The organism is Streptomyces sp. NPDC094032, assembly GCF_040303965.1.
Lineage (GTDB): Bacteria > Actinomycetota > Actinomycetes > Streptomycetales > Streptomycetaceae > Streptomyces.
In genome coordinates, this window is sequence record NZ_JBEOUE010000025.1 from 70,073 (window position 1) to 87,761 (window position 17,689).

The 17,689-nt window shown below is 72.7% G+C and carries 14 protein-coding genes; 10 read left to right on the forward strand and 4 right to left on the reverse strand.

Annotation, left to right across the window (positions count from 1 at the left end):
- Window positions 1–11 precede the first annotated feature (11 nt).
- Window positions 12–1,001, reverse strand: coding sequence for a S8 family serine peptidase (locus tag ABTZ54_RS28540; RefSeq protein ID WP_351668527.1), 990 nt, complete (start codon window positions 999–1,001; stop codon window positions 12–14).
- A 171-nt stretch (window positions 1,002–1,172) separates the two neighbouring features.
- Here ABTZ54_RS28540 and ABTZ54_RS28545 point away from each other — a divergent pair, with 171 nt between their 5' ends.
- Both ABTZ54_RS28545 and ABTZ54_RS28550 read left to right on the forward strand, forming a co-directional pair.
- The gene (locus ABTZ54_RS28545) at window positions 1,173–2,138 is read left to right on the forward strand and encodes a DUF1648 domain-containing protein (RefSeq protein WP_351668529.1); all 966 of its coding nucleotides are present in this window, start codon (window positions 1,173–1,175) and stop codon (window positions 2,136–2,138) included.
- Window positions 2,139–2,140: 2 nt separating this feature from the next.
- Window positions 2,141–2,497 carry a GntR family transcriptional regulator gene (locus tag ABTZ54_RS28550; protein WP_351668531.1) on the forward strand — a complete coding sequence of 119 codons (357 nt, stop codon included), beginning with the start codon at window positions 2,141–2,143 and terminating at the stop codon, window positions 2,495–2,497.
- Between the two features lie 67 nt (window positions 2,498–2,564).
- On the opposite strand, the gene ABTZ54_RS28555 is transcribed toward ABTZ54_RS28550, so the two are convergent.
- Window positions 2,565–3,140 carry a histidine phosphatase family protein gene (locus ABTZ54_RS28555; protein ID WP_351668533.1) on the reverse strand — a complete coding sequence of 192 codons (576 nt, stop codon included), beginning with the start codon at window positions 3,138–3,140 and terminating at the stop codon, window positions 2,565–2,567.
- Window positions 3,141–3,382: 242 nt separating this feature from the next.
- Between ABTZ54_RS28555 and ABTZ54_RS28560 the strand changes: the two genes are divergently transcribed.
- Entirely contained in the window at window positions 3,383–3,613 is a 231-nt protein-coding gene (locus tag ABTZ54_RS28560) for a CbtB domain-containing protein (RefSeq protein ID WP_351668535.1), read from the forward strand.
- A gap of 15 nt (window positions 3,614–3,628) precedes the next feature.
- The gene (locus ABTZ54_RS28565) at window positions 3,629–4,474 is read left to right on the forward strand and encodes a CbtA family protein (RefSeq protein ID WP_351668537.1); all 846 of its coding nucleotides are present in this window, start codon (window positions 3,629–3,631) and stop codon (window positions 4,472–4,474) included.
- A 70-nt stretch (window positions 4,475–4,544) separates the two neighbouring features.
- Here the strand turns inward: ABTZ54_RS28565 and ABTZ54_RS28570 are convergent, their stop codons facing one another.
- Window positions 4,545–5,522: a D-2-hydroxyacid dehydrogenase family protein gene (locus ABTZ54_RS28570; protein ID WP_351668539.1), complete on the reverse strand. Its 978-nt coding sequence runs from the start codon at window positions 5,520–5,522 to the stop codon at window positions 4,545–4,547.
- A gap of 176 nt (window positions 5,523–5,698) precedes the next feature.
- On the opposite strand from ABTZ54_RS28570, the gene ABTZ54_RS28575 reads away from it, so the two are divergent.
- Window positions 5,699–7,030 (forward strand): hypothetical protein, encoded by a 1,332-nt coding sequence (locus ABTZ54_RS28575; RefSeq protein ID WP_351668541.1) that lies wholly within the window; start codon window positions 5,699–5,701, stop codon window positions 7,028–7,030.
- A gap of 4 nt (window positions 7,031–7,034) precedes the next feature.
- On the opposite strand, the gene ABTZ54_RS28580 is transcribed toward ABTZ54_RS28575, so the two are convergent.
- Window positions 7,035–8,867 carry an alkyl/aryl-sulfatase gene (locus tag ABTZ54_RS28580; RefSeq protein ID WP_351668543.1) on the reverse strand — a complete coding sequence of 611 codons (1,833 nt, stop codon included), beginning with the start codon at window positions 8,865–8,867 and terminating at the stop codon, window positions 7,035–7,037.
- 523 nt (window positions 8,868–9,390) lie between these two features.
- On the opposite strand from ABTZ54_RS28580, the gene ABTZ54_RS28585 reads away from it, so the two are divergent.
- The 5 genes from ABTZ54_RS28585 to ABTZ54_RS28605 all read left to right on the forward strand — a co-directional run bounded on the left by ABTZ54_RS28585 (window position 9,391) and on the right by ABTZ54_RS28605 (window position 17,672).
- Window positions 9,391–9,849 carry a hypothetical protein gene (locus ABTZ54_RS28585; protein WP_351668545.1) on the forward strand — a complete coding sequence of 153 codons (459 nt, stop codon included), beginning with the start codon at window positions 9,391–9,393 and terminating at the stop codon, window positions 9,847–9,849.
- A gap of 86 nt (window positions 9,850–9,935) precedes the next feature.
- On the forward strand, window positions 9,936–10,478 hold the full coding sequence (locus tag ABTZ54_RS28590) for a toxin (RefSeq protein WP_351668547.1): 543 nt from the start codon (window positions 9,936–9,938) through the stop codon (window positions 10,476–10,478).
- A 43-nt stretch (window positions 10,479–10,521) separates the two neighbouring features.
- The gene (locus ABTZ54_RS28595) at window positions 10,522–11,772 is read left to right on the forward strand and encodes an MAB_1171c family putative transporter (RefSeq protein WP_351668549.1); all 1,251 of its coding nucleotides are present in this window, start codon (window positions 10,522–10,524) and stop codon (window positions 11,770–11,772) included.
- A gap of 80 nt (window positions 11,773–11,852) precedes the next feature.
- Window positions 11,853–12,356, forward strand: a complete 504-nt coding sequence (locus tag ABTZ54_RS28600) for a hypothetical protein (RefSeq protein WP_351668624.1) — start codon at window positions 11,853–11,855, stop codon at window positions 12,354–12,356.
- A 201-nt stretch (window positions 12,357–12,557) separates the two neighbouring features.
- Window positions 12,558–17,672, forward strand: coding sequence for a DUF5979 domain-containing protein (locus ABTZ54_RS28605; RefSeq protein ID WP_351668551.1), 5,115 nt, complete (start codon window positions 12,558–12,560; stop codon window positions 17,670–17,672).
- Window positions 17,673–17,689: the final 17 nt, after the last annotated feature.

The following is a 17,689-nucleotide window of genomic DNA, read 5'->3' on the forward strand; positions in this document are numbered from 1 at the left end:
GCTCCGGGGCCCTACTTGTTCTTGGCGTCCTTGCCCGCCGCGACCGCCGCCGCCGCGTCCACGTTCCCGAGCCCCAGCTTCGGCAGCTTCTGCGGGTTGCTGGCGGTCTGCTGGATCGTCTTCATGATCGCGGCCGGGTCCAGGCCCTGCTGGTGCAGGAGCGCGGCCACGGCGGAGACGTACGGCGAGGCCATCGAGGTCCCGGAGAGCTCCCCGTACCCCGAGGTGTTCTTCAGGGTCTCCTTCGTCGTGTACGTCGGCAGCGTGGACAGGATGTCGACGCCGGGCGCGGACACGGCGTTCTGCGCGCCGAAGTTGGTGAAGGAGGCGGGGGCTCCGTTCTCGCCGGCGGCGTTGACCACGAGCACCGGGGTGTCGAGCTCGTACGGCTGGAGGATCGTGGAGTCGTTGCCGGCGGCGGCGACCACCACCGCGCCCTTGGAGTTGGCGACGGCGATGGCCTGGTTGAGGACGCCGCCCTTGAGCAGCCGGGCCATCAGGCCGGACTCGCCGAGGGAGAGGTTGATGACGTCGGCGCCGTGCTGGGCGGCCCAGACGATGCCCTTGGTGATGTTCTCGTTGGTGCCGCTGCCGTCCGCGCCCAGGACCCGCACCGGCATGATCTTCGCGCCGGGCGCGCCGCCCGCGACGCCGACGCCGTTGTCGGTGTGGGCGGCGGCGATCCCGGCGACGTGGGTGCCGTGGCCGTTGAGGTCCTTGGGCTGGTCGTCGTTGTCGACGAAGTCGTAGCCGTCGACGAGGCGGCCCTTCAGGTCCGGGTGGTCGAGGTCGACGCCCGTGTCGACGACGGCGATCACGGTGTCGTCGCCCCGCTCGGTGTCCCAGGCGGCGGGCATCTTCAGCGCGTCGAGGGCCCACTGGTCGCCGCGCAGGGGGTCCGGCTCGGCGTCGTCGCTGCCGCACCCGGTGGTCACGGCGGCGGTGAGGGCGGTCAGGGCCGTGAGGGCGGCGAGAGTGGCGGTGGCGGGCCGACGACGCATGCGGTTCTCCCCATTCGTACACATTTGGGCCAGTCAGCGGCCAGTCAACAGGGCGAGGGGGAGTTCCGCATCCCGAACGGGGGATTGTTCTAGTAGAGTGCGAACAAGTAGAACGAACAATGCCACTGAGAGCCACTGAGACACCCACCATGGGAACCAGGGGAGGATCCTGTGAACCGTGCCGCCCCCCGGCTGCGGCTGCTCGCCGCACTGCCGTTCGTGCTCGCACTCGCCATCGACCTGCTGCTGTTCGCGCTCTGGCGCGACCGGCTGCCCGACCGGCTCGCCACCCACTTCGGCGCCGACGGGCGCCCCGACGGCTTCACCGCCACCGGCGGCTACCTCGTCATCGCCCCGGTCCTGCTGCTCGGCCTCGGCACCGGCTGGACCCTGCTCGTCCGGCGCGGGGCGCTGTGGGGCGCCTGGGCGACCGCCGGGTTCACCGGCGCGCTGCTCGCGCTGCTGCTGCGCGGCAACCTCGACGTGACCGACCCGGCCGAGGCCCGCATGCCGCTCGCCGTGCTGACCGTGGCCCTGGCGGTCGCCGCCCTCGTCGCCCTCGCCGGGTGGGGGCTCACCCGGTTCACGCCGGAGGAGCCCGTGCGGGAGGTGCCCGTGCCCGACGGCGCGCCCCGGCTCGACCTCGGCGCCGGTGAGCTCGCGGGCTGGGCGCGCGGTGCGGGGTCCGTCCCGCTGACCGCACTCGGCGCCGCCTTCCTGCTCGCCGTGCTCGTCGTCCCCTTCTTCGCCCCGTGGCCGTACGCGCTGATCCCGCTCGCCGTCGGCGTGCCCGGCACCGTGCTGAGCCGGGTCCGGGTGAGCGCCGACCGGCGCGGTCTGACCGTCCGGCCCGCCCTGGTGTCCCGGCCCCGGCTGCGGGTCCCGCTCGACGACATCACCGGCGCGACCACCCGCGACATCGACCCGCTCGCCGACTTCGGCGGCTGGGGCTACCGGGTCCGCGCCGGGGCGAGCGGCGTGATCCTGCGCTCGGGGCCCGGCCTCGTCCTGCGGCGCCGCGACGGGCGGGAGCTCGTGGTCACCGTGGACGACGCGGAGACGGCCGCGGGCCTGCTCAACGCGCTCGTCGAACGCCAGGGGAATGCTCCCGGCACCACCACCCCCGGAAGGGACTGATCGTGCTCTTCCGGGTCGACCCCGCCTCCGCCGTGCCCCTCGGCGACCAGATCGCCGCCTGCGTCCGCGCCGCCCTCGCCGACGGCACCGCCGCCCCCGGCGAGCGCCTGCCCGCCGCCCGGGAGCTCGCCGACTCCCTCGGGGTCAACGTCCACACCGTGCTGCGCGGCTACCAACGCCTGCGCGAGGAGGGCCTGATCGAGCTCCGCCGGGGCCGCGGCGCCGTCATCGTGCCGGGCGCCGCCGCCCCCGGGCGCGCCCAACTGGTCGACAGGCTGAGGGAGCTGGCGGCGGAGGCGCGGCAACTGGGGCTGACGGACGAGGAGTTCGTGGAGCTGGCGCGGGCGTCGCTGGGGTGAGGCGCGCGCGTCGCTGGGCTGAGGCGTACGCGTCCCCGGCGGCTCACCCCACCCCCACCCCCACCCCTCACCCCACCCCCACCCCCACCCGCACGTTCCACCGCCCCGACCGTCCCGACAGCTCCACCGCGTGCAGGGGGCGTACGTCGAGGCGCCAGAAGGTGGTGTCGGGGGCGCCGAGGGCGTGGGTGAGGGCCGCGCGGATCACGTCCGGTTCGGTGAAGGCGTGGACCGGGCCGTCGGCCGGGTCCAGGGCGTCCAGCCAGCCGGCGACCCGCGCGCGCAGCTCCCGCAGGGACTCGCCGCCGTGCGGGGCCGCCGCCGGGTCGGTGAGCCAGGCCGCCACCGACTCCGGTTCCGTAGCGGTCAGTTCGTCGAGCCGGCGACCCCGCCAGCGGCCCATCGCGCAGCCCGCGAGGGCCTGTTCGTCCCGCACGGCGGCGGGGTCGAGGCCCAGCGCCTCGGCGGTCGCCCGGCACCGCCCGGACGGCGAGCCGACCACCCGTACCCCCGCCGGAAGCGTCAACGGGCCCGCCGTGACGGCCTCGACGGGCCCGCCGTCGTCGAAGCGGGCCTCGCGCAGCGCGGCGGTCATGGCCGGGGCGACGAGGGTGAGCCGTACGGTCTGGGAGCGCGCGGTCATGGGTGATTCATCCCTCAATTCATCCGCCCGCCTCCCAGGCACTCTTGGCGGGGAGTGACGGGCGCGGTACGGTCAGGCGTCAATTCCACAGAACGACGACGGCGAGACGGAAGTCCGGTGCAAATCCGGCACGGTCGCGCCACTGTGAGCCCGCCCCGGCACCCCCGGGACGGGTGAGTCAGACCCGACGACCGTCGTCGCGCACCACCGTATGGGACGCGAGTTCCCGAGGAGGTTCCACCATGGCCGAGGCCATCGCGTCGCCCGCCGTCACGTCCACCCCCGCCATCGCCGTTCCGGTCTCCCTGCCGGTCCGCGCGGTGCTCCCGTGGGCGGCGTTCGCCGGGATCCTGATGCTCGTCGCGCTCTACTTCGTCGGTGCCGAGCAGGGCGCCCTGTCCGTGTTCGCGGGCAGCGACGTGCACGAGTGGGTGCACGACGGGCGTCACCTGCTCGGTTTCCCCTGCCACTGAGGGGTCACCGCGCACATGTCATCCCCCACCGTTCCCTCTCCCTCCGCCGCTCCCACGGGTTCGCTCGTGGGGCGGCTCCTGGTCCGCGGCATGCTCGCGGGCCTGATCGCCGGTCTGTTCGCCTTCGCCGTCGCCTACGTCGCGGGTGAACCGTCCGTCAACGCCTCGATCGCCGTCGAGGAGGCCGCCGCCAAGGCGGAGCACGCGGCAGCCCACAGCCATGGCGCGGGCCATGGGCAGGCCGCGGACCCCGCCGAGGAGGAGGAGATCGTCAGCCGGGACCTCCAGTCCACGGCGGGTCTCGCCACCGGTGTCCTCGTCTACGGCGTCGCCCTCGGCGGCATCGCGTCGCTGGCGTTCTGCTTCGTCCTGGGCAGGGTGGGCCGGTTCAGCCCGAAGGCGACCGCGGCGCTCGTCGCGGCGGCCGCCTTCACCACGGTCTATCTGGTCCCGTTCCTGAAGTACCCGGCGACCCCGCCGGCCGTCGGCAATCCGGACACCATCGGGCAGCGCACCACGCTGTTCTTCCTGATGATCCTGCTGAGCGTGCTGCTCGGCATCGCCGCGGTCGTCACGGGCCGCAGGCTCGCCCCGCGCCTCGGCAACTGGAACGCGACCGTCGTGGCGGGCGCGGGCTTCGTCGCCGCGGTCACGGTCGCGTGCCTGTTCCTGCCGGGCAACGGGGACGCGGTGCAGTCCGGCTTCCCCGCCGCCGTGCTGTGGGAGTTCCGGCTCGCGACCCTGGGCATCCAGGCCGGTCTGTGGGTGGTCTTCGCCCTCGCCTTCGGCCTGCTCGCGGAGCGGCTCCTCGCCCCGCGACCCGCCCCGGTGCGGGAGGCCCGGCCGGCCCCGGCCGCCTGAGCCGATCCCGTACGCCGTCCTCGGCCCCGTACCTCTCACGCAGGGGTACGGGGCCGACGCGCGTCCGCCGTCAGTCGAGCTCGCGGACGGGCGCCCCTGCCAGGAACGCCTCGACGTCCTCCACCGCCTGCCCGAAGTAGCGGGCGTAGTTCGCCTCCGTCACGTACCCCAGGTGCGGCAGCGCGAGCACGTTCGGCAGGGTCCGCAGGGGGTCGTCGGCGGGCAGCGGCTCCGTCTCGTACACGTCGAGCCCGGCCCCCGCGATCCGGCCCTCGCGCAGCGCGCGCAGCAGCGCCGCCTGGTCGACCAGGCCCGCACGTGAGGTGTTGACGAGGTACGCGCCCGGGCGCATCGCCCGCAGTTCCGGCTCCCCGAGCAGGCCGCGGGTGCGGTCGGAGAGCACCATGTGCAGGGAGACGACGTCGCTGCCGGCCAGCAGGGCGGGCAGGCTCGCGGCCCGCCGCACCCCGTGCTCGGCGGCCCGCTCGTCCGTCAGGTTCGGGCTCCAGGCGACCACGTCCATGCCGAACGCGAGGCCGATCCGGGCCACCCGGCCGCCGATCTTGCCGAGCCCCACGAGCCCCAGGGTGCGCCCGGACAGGTCGAGGCCGAGCGTCGACTGCCAGGGCCCGCCCTCGCGCATCGCGCGGCTCTCCGTGTGCACCTGCCGGGCCAGGCCCAGGATCAGCGCCCAGGTCAGCTCCGTGGGCGGCTCGGAGCCGCTGGCCGTACCGCAGACGGTGATCCCGCGGGCGCGGGCGGCGGCGACGTCGATGGAGGCGTTGCGCATGCCCGAGGTGACGATCAGGCGCAGCCGGGGCAGCCGGTCGAGGAGGGCGGCGTCGAGCGGGGTCCGCTCGCGCATCACCACCAGGATCTCGCAGTCCTCGACGGCGGCGACGAGCGCGTCACGGTCGGCGAGGTGCTCCCGCAGGACGCGTACGTCGACCCGGTCGTCGAGCGGGCTCCAGTCGGCACAGGACAGGGCGACGCCCTGGAAGTCGTCGAGTACGGCACAGCGCGGCTTCGTGGCCGGCGGAGTCGGCATGGGCGGCAAGGTCGGGATGCTCGGCATGGTCCGCATGATCGCAAATGGCCCCGCTCGGAGCGACAAACGTTCGCGCACCGCACACAATCGGGATGATCGGCCCGTTCGGACGACCGGTGGGCCGGGACGACCGGCCGTGGCGCTCCGCCGTGCGCCGGAAAGACTCCGGAGGCGGCATGACGACCGGTGGAGACGACGAACTCGCGGTGCTGAGGGCCCGGGTGGCCGCGCTGGAATCAGAGGCGGCGGCCCGCCCACCCGCCCCCGTCCACCACCGGGTGCGCTCCTTCTTCTCGGCCCTGCTCATCGTCATCGGCTGCGTCCTGGCCCCGCTGAGCCTGGTCGCCGCCTGGACCGCCGACCTGCTCGGCAACACCGACCGCTATGTCGCCACGGTCGCCCCGCTGGCGTCCGACGCGGACGTCCAGGCGGCCGTCGCCACCCGGGTCACCAACGTGGTCATGGAGCACATCAACCTCACCGACCTCCTCGAAGGCGTGGCCCCCGAGCAGCGCCCGGTCCTGGAGAAGGCCCTGGGCAAGCTGGGCAACTCCCTCGAAGGGGCCGTCGGCAGCTTCGTCCACGACAAGACGCAGCAGGTCGTGGCCTCCGGCACCTTCCAGAACATCTGGAACGACGCCAACCGGGCCGTCCACACCTCCCTCGACCGGGCCCTCACCGGCAACGACAACGGCGCCGTGAAGATCAACCAGAACACGGTGACCCTGGACCTCGCGCCCGTCGTCGACCAGGTCAAGCAGAAGCTGGTCGACTCCGGCCTGACCGTGGCCGGCAAGATCCCCGAGGTCCACACCGACTTCACCCTCGTCCAGGCCGACGACATCGGGAAGGCGAAGACCGGCTTCGCGCTCCTGGAGAAGATGGGCTTCTGGCTGCCGGTGATCGCGGTCGTGTTCGTCGCGGGCGGCGTCCTGCTCGCCACCCACCGGCGGCGGAGCCTGGTCGCCGCGGCCCTCGGTGTCGTCGCCGGGGTGCTCGTCCTCGGCATCGGCCTGACCGTCTTCCGTACGGTCTACCTCAACGCCCTGCCCAACGGCGTCTCCCCGGCCGCCGCGGGCTCCGTCTACGACATCCTGATCCGCTATCTGCGCACCTCGGTGCGGATGGTCGCGGTCCTCGGCGTGGTCGTCGCGCTCGCCGCCTGGCTCTCCGGGCCGGGGAAGTACGCCACCCTGGTGCGGGGCGTGTGGCACTCGGGCATCGGCGCGGCCCGGACGACCGCCGATCACGCGGGCTTCCGCACCGGTCCGGTGGGCCCGTTCGTCGGCCGCTACCGCCGGTGGATCATCTGGGCGCTGGTGGCGCTGGCGATCCTCGTGTACGTGCTCTGGTCGTACCCGACGGGCTGGGTGGTGGTCGGCCTGGTCCTCGCGCTGCTGTTCGCCTTCGCGGTGACGGAGTTCCTGGCGGAGGAGCCGGAGGGGCCGGAGAAGCCGGAGGATCAGGAGCGGCGGCCCGTGGAGCCGCCGCCCGTCACCTCCGGCTGACCGGTCAGGGGGTGACGATCGGGAAGAGCGGGTCGGGCGTCGTCACGTACGAGAGGAGGCGTCCGAGCAGCGCCGGGTCGCCGGACACCCCGACGCCGAGCTCCTGGGGGCTCTTCCCGGCCAGCAGGCCGAGGAGCTGGGGCTTGGCGAGGGTGAGGGTGAGCCCGGCGGGGGTGCGGGGCGGGGCGGTGAGGACCCGGTGGGTGAGGGCGCCGTTGTGCAGCGTGAGCCGCCGTACGGCGTCCGCGTCCGACTCGACCTCCACGAGGTCGATGGTCAGCTCGTCGTCCCAGGCACGCGGCCCGTCGATCCGGACGGCGACCGAGTCGAGCAGCATCGGTACGGTCAGCGCCATCGACATCTCGGGGTTGGTCGTGTCGACCATCTCGCCCTGGACGCCGTGCCGGAGCTCCTGGGCGGCGGTGAGGTAGAAGTTGCGCCAGGGCCCGTTCTCGCAGCCGTACCCGAGCCGGTCGTAGACCGAGCCGAGGGTCTCGCGGGCCTCCCTGTCCTCGGGGACGGCGAAGACCAGGTGGTTGAGCAGGGTCGCGGCGAACCGCAGGTCGCCGTCCTCGGCGTACGCGCGGGCCTTGGCGAGGGCCTGCGCGGGCCCGCCGGCCACGTCCACGTACCGCAGCGCGAGCTCGGCCGGCGGGTGCTCCCACAGGTGGGCCACGTTGCCGTCGAACCACCCCAGATAACGCTGGTACACCGCCTTGGCGTTGTGGTTGAGCGAGCCGTAGTAGCCGTGGGTGTGCCAGGACTTCTCCAGCGCGGGCGGGAGCTGGATCCGCTCGGCGAGCTCCGGTCCGGTCAGGCCCTCGTTGAGCATCCGCAGGGTCTGGTCGTGGAGGTACGCGTAGAGGTCGCGCTGCTCGGTGAGGAAGCGCACCACGTTGTCGTGGCCCCAGGTGGGCCAGTGGTGGGAGGCGAAGCCGACGTCGTAGCGCCCGTGGAAGAGCTCGACGGCCTCGTCGAGATAGCGCGACCAGACCCGCGCGTCCCGGACGACGGCGCCGCGCAGCGTCAGCACGTTGTGCATGTTGTGGGTGGCGTTCTCGGCCAGGCACAGGGCGCGGTGGTCGGGGAAGAGGAAGTTCATCTCGGCCGGGGCCTCGGTGCCCGGGGTGAGCTGGAAGACGATCCGGACGCCGTCGACCGTCTCCTCCTGCCCGGTCTCCGTGATGTCCACGGTCGGCGGGACGAGGCTGATGGTGCCGATGGAGGTGGTCTGGCCGAGCCCGGTGCCGATCTGCCCGGCGGGGCCCTTGGGCAGGCTCGCCCCGTACATGTACGACGCCCGGCGGGTCATCGCGTTGCCCGCGTACACGTTCTCGCTGACCGCGTGCTCCAGGAAGCCGACCGGGGCGAGGACCGGCACGCCCTCCTCGGCGCCGTCCGGCAGCACACCGCGGGCGCCGCCGAAGTGGTCGGCGTGCGAGTGGGTGTAGATGAGCCCGGTGACGGGCCGGTCCCCGCGGTGCTCCCGGTAGAGCGCGAGGGCCGCGGCGGCGGTCTCGGTGGAGATCAGCGGGTCGATGACGACGATCCCGCGCAAGCCCTCGACGAGCGTCATATTGGACAGGTCGAGCCCACGCACCTGATAGATGCCCTCGGTGACCTCGTACAGCCCCTGCTTGGCGCAGAGCCGGGACTGCCGCCAGAGACTCGGATGCGCGGTCTCAGGGCACTCGTCACCGAGAAACCCGTACACGTCGTTGTCCCACACGACCCGCCCTCGCGCGTCCCGCACCACCCCGGGCACGAGGGCCCCGAGGAACCCCCGATCGGCGTCGTCGAAGTCGGTGGCGTCCTCGAAGGGGAGAGCTGCGCCCATGATGTGGCTCCGTTCGGGGGGAGATGTGTCCGTCCGGCCCATCCCAACACCGCTCGCCGTTATGCGCATTTTGTCGGGGTATGCATCGCCTCCGCCCACTCGGGCGGGCTTCGGTGTCAGTGCGCGCTCCTAGAGTCGGATGATGGCGAACTTCCGAGGCGGCTTCATGCTCCGGGAGATGGTGGGCGAGGGCCCCGGACGCGGTCCTGGACATCCCGTTGCGGCGCGGCGACGGATCCCTGCGCGTGGCGGGCCGGTGAATCCCCTGACGGGCCGTCGGCGATGCGCTGTGGAGCGCCCCCCAAGGGGCTGGCATACTGCACGGGTAGCCCTTCGCGCATCCCCCGTCGCGAAGGGCTACACCCTTTGGCGGCGCCGGGTGGGCGGGCGCGTGGGTGTGGGGCACGGCCAGGGCACTCCCCTGTGGTGCCCTGGCCGTGTTTTTTGCAGTTAACAGTGACGTAGAGTGTTTACGCAAGCCCGGTACTTGCGCCGGTGCAGGATGCGAACGTAGGTAACCGGGATGGACATCGGCGACGAACACGTGCCTGAGCTGCAGTCGTTGCGGCAGAAGGTCGAGTACATGCTGGAGAAGACCTTCCCCGGCCAGAAGGTGTCCGGGCGGACCTTCGCCGAGCTGGTCAAGGAGCGCGGCGGCTCCCTCTCGCACAGCTACTTCTCCAACATCCTGGCCGGCAAGGTCACCCAGCCGTCCGAGGAGATCCTCAAGGCGCTCGGACTGGGCTTCGGCGTGGACTGGCGGTTCTTCAAGGAGGAGTCGGAGGTCGTCGGCGACGTGGTCGCCGGGCTCCAGTTCCTCGCCAAGCGGCGTACCGGCGAGATCAGCGGCGTCGCGGGCCGGGGCGTCGACGACGACGGGCTGCCCGCGGAGCTGCTGGAGTTCGCGCTCTCCCTCCTCGCCGAAACCCAGGCCAAGCAGCGCCCCGACGGCGCCCCCGAGGACCCGGAACCGGGAAGTTAGCGCCCGCGCCTCCGGCCCGGCGACCCGCGTTGGCTAAAATCGCGGATCGCATGTCACACACGCGTGACGACGACCAAGAGGCCTCAATGTCCCTGCGTGAACTGCGCAAAGAGTGCGAAGCCGGGCTGGCTGACCTTCCCATCCCCGCCCCCTTCACCATCGAGGGCCTGGTGGCGAACATGGAGGCCGCCCGCGGCCGGACCATCGTCCTCCAGGAACTCCCCGAACGCCTGGCACGCGTCAACGCCGCCTGCGGGCTGCGCCTGAAGTCCGGCACCACCAGCTACGTGCTCTACCGCCGCCGCCCCACCGCGTACCAGACCCAGCACGTCATCCTGCACGAGCTGTGCCACGAGTGGTTCGACCACGGCACCAGCCTCGACGCGGAGAAACTGCGGCAGCTGCTCCCGGTCTTCGACACCTCCCTGATCAAACGGGTGCTCTCCTCCGACTCCGTCCAGGCCCGCGCGCAGTACGACACGCACGACGAGCGGGTCGCCGAGTTCGGCGCCTCCCTCATCCCCCGGATGGCCCGTGACGTGACCAGCGACGACATGGTCGGCCGGCTCGCCAACTCGCTCTCCAGACCCGTGGCCAACCGCCGCCGGGGCCTCTTCCGCCGCTCGTGACCGCCGCCGCCCGCCCCGCAGAACACCACCCCGAGGAACTCACGTGACCGCGCTCGACCTCGCCGGCTACCTCATCGCCGGTCTGATGACCGCCGTCGCCCTGTGGCGGATGCCCGCCGCGCTCTGGGGCGACGAGGAGGACAAGCGGCGCCGCGCCCTGTGGGGGTGTTACGCGGGCTTCGCCGTCGCCCTGTGGACCAAGACCCAAGTGGTCCGCATAGGCCTCAACAACAGCCCCGTCGTGGACCTCGCCGTGCTGATCAAGCACTACACGTCCACCATCGCCATCCTCGCGATCCTCAGCTACATCGTCGCCATCTACGGGCACTTCCCCGAGGGCGGTCCCGTCCCCCGCCACGTGCGCTTCGCCCGCCTCATCCAGCAGGTGGCGGCCAAGGCCTCCGTGGTCACCCTGATCCTCCTCACCGTGCTCTTCTTCACGGTGGTCGACCGCTCGGTCCCCGCCGACCGCTTCGTCGCCGAACACGCCGGCCAGTGGGGCGCCACGCTCTACATGACCGTCTTCTACCTCTACTTGGGCGCCGCCTCCGCCGTCTGCGCGTACCAGTGGGCCCTGGCCACGGCCGACGCCAAGCTGCTGCACCTGCGGGTCGGCCTCGGCATGATGACCTTCGCGATGTTCATCGGCGTGGGCTACACCCTCAGCCGCACCCTCTTCCTCTGGATCAGCGTCGTCGACAAGCCCAGCGAGAGCTTCGCGCTGACCTTCGACGAGGCCACCGAGGCCGCCCAGCTGGTCCTCTTCGCCTTCTTCGCGCTGGGCGCCTCCCTCCCCGCCTTCAGCAAGGGCTGGCGCCGCGCCAGGCTGTGGCGGGCCCAGGTCAACCTGCACCCCCTGTGGCGCGAGCTCATGACCGCCTTCCCCGACCAGCCCTTCGCCCCGCCGGCCTCGCTCGGCCGGGAGCTGACCCGCTTCGACACCCCGGCCGACCTGCGCGTCGACCGCTGGGCCGCCGACATCGCGGACGCCGTCGAGAAGCTGCGCCACTACGTGCCCGACAGCCTGCTGACCGCCGCCAAGGAGGCCGCGGCGGGGGAGGGCGCGGACCCCGGCAAGGCGGACGCGCTCGCCGACGCGTACTGGATCAAGGCCGCCCTGGTCGCCAAGGCCGAGGGCGCGGCCGCCGGGAAGGCCGCCGCCTTCGAGACGAAGCACGCCACCGACCAGGACGGGGAGGTCGCCTGGCTGGTACGGGTCGCCGCCGCGTACAAGTCCATCCCGGAGCAGCGTAGCCGCGTCGTCCTCCACGAGGGCCTGGCGGCGGGCGCGTGAGCCGCGCCACGGGTACGCCGGTCGGCACCGCCCGCCTCGTCACCGACGTCCTCCAGCCCCGCAACGCTCTCCTCGTGGGCATGCTCGGCATCGGCCTCGCCGCGGCCGGCCACTGGACCGGCCTGCTGTGGGGCCTGCTCGGCGCCCTGTGCGCCGGACTGATACCGGCCGGCTACATCGAGTGGGAGCGCAAGCGCGGCACCTGGGGCGACCGGCACGTGGTCGACCGCACCCAACGGGCGCCCATCTTCTTCGTCATCCTCGGTTCCATCGGCACCGGTTCGGTGGTCATGCTCCTCGGCGGCGCGCCGACCGCCATCCTGGTCGCGATGCTCGCGCTGTGGGCGATGACGATCGGGCTGCTCGCGGTGAACACCGTCTGGAAGATCTCGGTGGACTCCGCCGTGGCCTCGGCGGTGGTCGCCCTGCTGGCCGCGGTCCACTCGCCGTGGTGGCTCGCCGCGTACGCGCTGACGGCCGGCGTCTGCTGGTCCCGCGTCGCCCTGGGCTACCACTCGGTGGCCCAGACCCTCGCCGGAGCCGCCCTGGGCGCGAGCACGGCCGCCGCCTTCCTGTTCGTCTGAGCGCCACTGGGGAGGCCGTCCCCCTCCCCGTACGGCCTAATCTCCCGATTAGTCACCATTCGGACGGCGTGGCTCGAATGCCGTAATCCCGCCCGTCCCTAGGGTCCTGATGATCACTGGCAGACCCTTTTGGACGAGTGCCGGCGGCGGGGGGCGGCGTGGGTGTCGTGGGCCGTGGTCGGTGCGGATGAGGACTGATTCATGCCCAGACGTCGGCCCCGATCCGTCCGGCTGGCCGTAGGGATCGTCACCGCGCTCAGCCTGCTCCACGCCTCTCCGGCGGCCGCCGCGGTGCTCGCGGCGCCCGCCGACCCGCGGAGCGCGGTCGGCATCACCAAGACCGACGACACCGGAGGCAAGCCGCTCGAACCGGGGGACGCGTTCGTCTACACCCTCAACGGACAGTGCTCGGGGCTGACGGTGGACTGCGTGGACTTCACCGTGACCGACACGCTCCCGGCGGGGCTCGACGTGACCAGCCTGCCGCAGTCCACGACCACGCGGGACGTCACCTACGACGAGACCACCCGCAAGCTGACGATCCGCTACACCCAGCCCCTGCAGAATCCTTCCGGCAAGACCGGGCTCCGCGCCGGGCAGGCCGGCACCGTGGAGGTCGGGATGCGGCTCCCGGCCGACACCCCGGCCAAGGACGGCGCGACCGTCACCAACACCGCCCGCGTCACCGCCGCCAACGCCGACCCGAGGACCGGCTCCACCACCGTCACCGTCTCCATCCCGCGCGTGGTGAAGCCCGTGGCGACCAAGACCTGGGCGGACGGCTCGGCGGTGGCGGGCAGCGGCGAGGAGTCCACCCTCACCCTGGGGGTACGCAACGCCTCCTCGTCCTCGGCCGAGGTCACCGAGCTGTCGGTGACCGACGACAGCGCCGACACCTTCGGGTCCTTCGACTTCACCGCCGCCACCGTGACCCGCTTCCCGGCGGGCGCCGACACCGCCCGCCTCACGGTCACCACGGCGGGCGGCGCCACCCGCACCGGCGCCGCGCTCTCCGCCCCCGGCGCCCTGCCGCTGCCCCCGGGGGTGGCCCCGGGAGACGTCGTCGGCGTCCAGGTCGTCTTCACCGACAGCGGCGGCGACCCCCTGCCGTACGACGCGACCGGCGGGACGGTCGAGATCGGCCTGAAGCTGCGCGACACCCAGCGCGCGGACGGCACCCCGCTCCGCCCCACCGACAAGGTCACCGTCGACAACTGCGCCACCCCGTCGGCGAAGGAGACCACGGACGGCACCGTGAAGGGCGCGCCGGCCTGCGACACGTACGACATCCTGCCGGACGTCCTCGTCCTCACCGGGACCAAGAAGTACGTCCCCGACACCGACGGCGACTTCACCCAGGAGACCGCCGAGCACGCCGTGCTCGGCGAGAACTCGCCGGTCAGCACCCTGGTCGACGTCACGAACGGCTCGCCGTTCCCGGTGGCGACCCTCACCGTCACCGAGCCGGACGCGACCGCGACCAGCGAGTTCGACAAGCTGGACGTCGACACCGTACGGCTGCGCCTCCCGGCCGGGGCGACGGAGGCGAAGCTGACCGTCAGCTACGCCGACGGGACCGTCCGCCCCCGCACGTACACCCAGAACACCACCGTCGACGTGGCGAAGAGCGGCACCACGGTCACCAAGGTCGAGGTCGTCTACACCGGCGTCGACGCCGACGGGAAGCCGACGATCGAGCCGGGCGCCGACGCGGGCCTCGACCTGCACGGCACCCTCACCGCCGCCGTCACCGCCGACGACCTGCCCTCGGGCAGCAGCCCCGGCGTCTCCAACTGCGCCGGTTTCACCGGCGACGCGGGCCGCACCGACGGCAGCGGGACGGCCGCCGGAACCGCCTGCCAGAGCCTGCCGATCGAGTCGCCGAACACCTCGGGCGACGGCACCAAGACCGTCGACCAGACCGACGTACCGCCCGGCCAGCCCATCCCCATGCACCTCACCGTCACCAACAACGGCAACAAGCCGCTGATCGACCCGGTCGTCACCGACCCGCCAGCCGGCCCGGACGGGAAGCCGACCGGGGTCAGCCCCTTCGACGTGCTCCAGATCGACTCCGTCTCCGTGGCGCCGTCCTCCGCCCCGGTCACCATCGAACTGTGGGACCCGACGGCGGCCGGCGGCAGCGGCGCCTGGGTCGCGTACGACGCCTCCGACACCGACCTGCTGCACCGCGCCCAGGGCGTACGCGCCCTCTACGCCGGCGGCATGCCGCCGCAGACCTCCTTCACCGTCGACGTCGTCACCGAGCGCCGCGAGGGCACGGAGAACGGCGTCACCTTCAGCAACTGCTACTCGATCACCGCGGGCGGCGACTACGTCCCCGGGGCCAACGTCTGCTCCCCGGGCCTGAACACGGGGCCCGCCTCGGACTCGGCCTCCCTCAACAAGTCGATCAGCCCGGGTGAGCTGCCCCGGTACGTGCCCGGCCTGCCCCGCCAGACCGCGGACACCACCCTCACCATCCGCAACACCGGCAACATGAGCGCGAAGTACCTGGAGGTCACCGACCTCGACGCCGACTTCTTCGACGCCGTCGACCTCACCGGCATCACGTCCAACCGGCTGCCCGCCGGCGCCGACCGCGTCCGGATCGACGCGTACGTGAACGGGGCCTGGACCGTCGGCACTCCCGCCGCGACCGCCGCCCTGCCCGCAGGAGTGACCGCCGCCGACGTCACGGGCCTGCGTGTCACCTACTCCTCCACCAGCACCTTCAACGACGGCTACACGATCAAGCCGTGCGCCCAGTCCGCTTGCGACGGCGTGCTCGTCTTCACGGTCAGCCCCCGCCCGGCCCTGCGGAGCAACGGGCAGCCGGTCCCCGACCACCTGGAGGACACGGCGAGCGGCCGCTTCCTCACCAAGGTCGAGGACCCGGGCAGGCCCAAGGACATCGCCCCCGTCGACGCGACCCTGAACCTGGTCAAGGGCGCCCCGGTGCTGTCCGTCAGCAAGGCGCCGAACACCGTCCTGGCCCCCGGCGAGGACGCCCCCTTCTATCTGAAGGTCACCAACACCGGCACCGCGAACATCCCGGACCTGCTCGTCAAGGACGCCCTGCCGCCCGGCATCGCCTTCGTCGACACCTTCCAGGGCGACGCCGGGAACCCGTACAAGGTCATCGACACGAAGGTCCCCGCGGGGACCCCGCCCGTGCCCGCACCCGTCTTCACCCAGACGACCGCGGAGGCCGCGGCGGCTGGGACGACCGGGATCACCGGTGGCGGCGGCCGGATCTCCGGCCTCACCTGGGACTTCTCCAAGGACGCCGACGGCAGGCCCTGGGTCCTCGCGCCCGGCGCCACCCTCACCATCGAGATCCACGTCAGCCTCGAAGCGGGCATCCGCGCCGGGGACGTCGTCACCAACACCATGGGGGCGACCTCCTCCGACCAGGACCTGACCTGCGAGGGCACCGCCCAGGACGACGGCTCCTTCGGCGCCGGGCGGTACTGCGTGGCGCAGGCGACGCTGACCGCCAAGTCCGGGGCCTCGTTCAGCGCCCGCAAGTGGGTGTCCGGGAACGACGCCCTCGGCTGGCTGAACCAGCGCAGCGGCGAGGTCGTGCCCGTCGCCGACGACTCGTGCCTGACCGCCACCGACGCGGCCGGCCGCCGCTACACCACCGCCCCGTGCGTCGCCCTCGTCAACCCGGGCGACCGTTACGGCTACCTGATGCGCGTCCAGAACTCCGGCACGGAGCCCGGCACGGCCATGCGCCTCGTCGACCGCTTCCCCGTCCAGGGCGACAAGGGCGTCCTCCTCGGCCAGAGCCGGGGCACCGCCTGGGACGAGCGCCCCACGCTCGCGTCGCGGCCGGAGCTGACCGGTCCCGGCACCATGACGGTCGCGTACGAGAACGACGAGCCGCTGTGCACCGACGACCTGGACATGGGCGGCGCGGGCTCCAACGCGGCCCAGTGCCCGTCCGGGACCTGGGACGACGCGTACGGCCCGGGCGCGTCCGGCGTCCGGATGAGCCTGACCTTCCCGACCCCGCTCGCGCCGGGCGGCACGGTCGACATCACCTACGCGATGGACACCCCGTTGGACGTCACCCGCAACGGTGATCCGACCATCGCCTGGAACTCGTACGCCCACAACGAGACCACCGACCGCGCGGGCTCTCCCCGGGTCCTCCAGCCCAACGAGCCGATCCAGGTGGGCGTCGCCCTCGCGTACGGCTCACTGAAGCTGGTCAAGGAGCTCGGCGAGCACCCGGCGCAACTGGACCCGCCCCTCCGCAAGGCCGTCTTCCCCTTCCACGTCACGTGCGTGATCACGCCGCAGGGCCGCCCCGAACAGACGGTCCTGGACACGGACTACAAGGTCTCCGCGTCGAAGCCGGTCACGATCGACGGCATCCCGGCCGGAGCCGACTGCGCCGTCTGGGAGCCCTCGGCCCGAGGCGGCACGTCGAACCACCCCGAGTCCGACCCCCTCCACGTCACGATCCGCCCGTCCACGTCCGCCACCCCCACGCTGACCACCGCCGAGATCACCAACACGTACCTCTTCGGCGAACTCCGCCTGATCAAGGCCGTGGACGGCGACGCGGCCCGTTACGCGGAGGGCCGCACCTTCGAGGTCCGCGTCTCCTGCACCCTCCCCGGCACCCCCGGCGACCGGGTCTTCCAGAAGACGTACGAGGTGACCGCGACGACCCCGACCACCGTCAAGCCCCTCCCGGTGAACGCCCGTTGCTGGGCCGAGGAGATCGACACGGGCGGCGCGACGAAGGCGGTCGTGGACCACGGCACCCCGGACGACCCGGTCGTGATCACCCCCACCGGCGACGCGACGATCACGATCACGAACACGTTCCCGGCCGCCACGATCAAGGTCACCAAGCACGTGGTCGGCGGCGCCCCAGGCCCGTACCCCTTCACTCTCTCCTGCACGACCGACCAGGGCCAGGTCCCCCTCCCGCCCGCCGACCGCTCCTTCGCCCTCTCGGACGGCGAGACCCGCGAGATCAAGGTCCCGCAGGGCGCGACCTGCACGGTGACGGAGACCGACGTGCCGACCGGTGACACCGTGACGTACCAGGCCTCCGACGGCGGCACGGACGGCGTGGTCACCGTGACCGGCACGGCCACGGCGACCACGGTGGACATCACCAACACGTTCACCCCCGCCCCCGCCCCGGGCCCCCAGCCGCCCCACCACGACACCGGCGCCCTCCCGGCCACCGGCACCACCCGCTGGACCCTCCTGGCCGCCTTCCTGGCCACGACCGCCCTCACGACGGGCCTGACGCTCCGCCGCATGTCCCGCCGCCGCCGCACCATCTGACGGATGGCCCGGCCCCA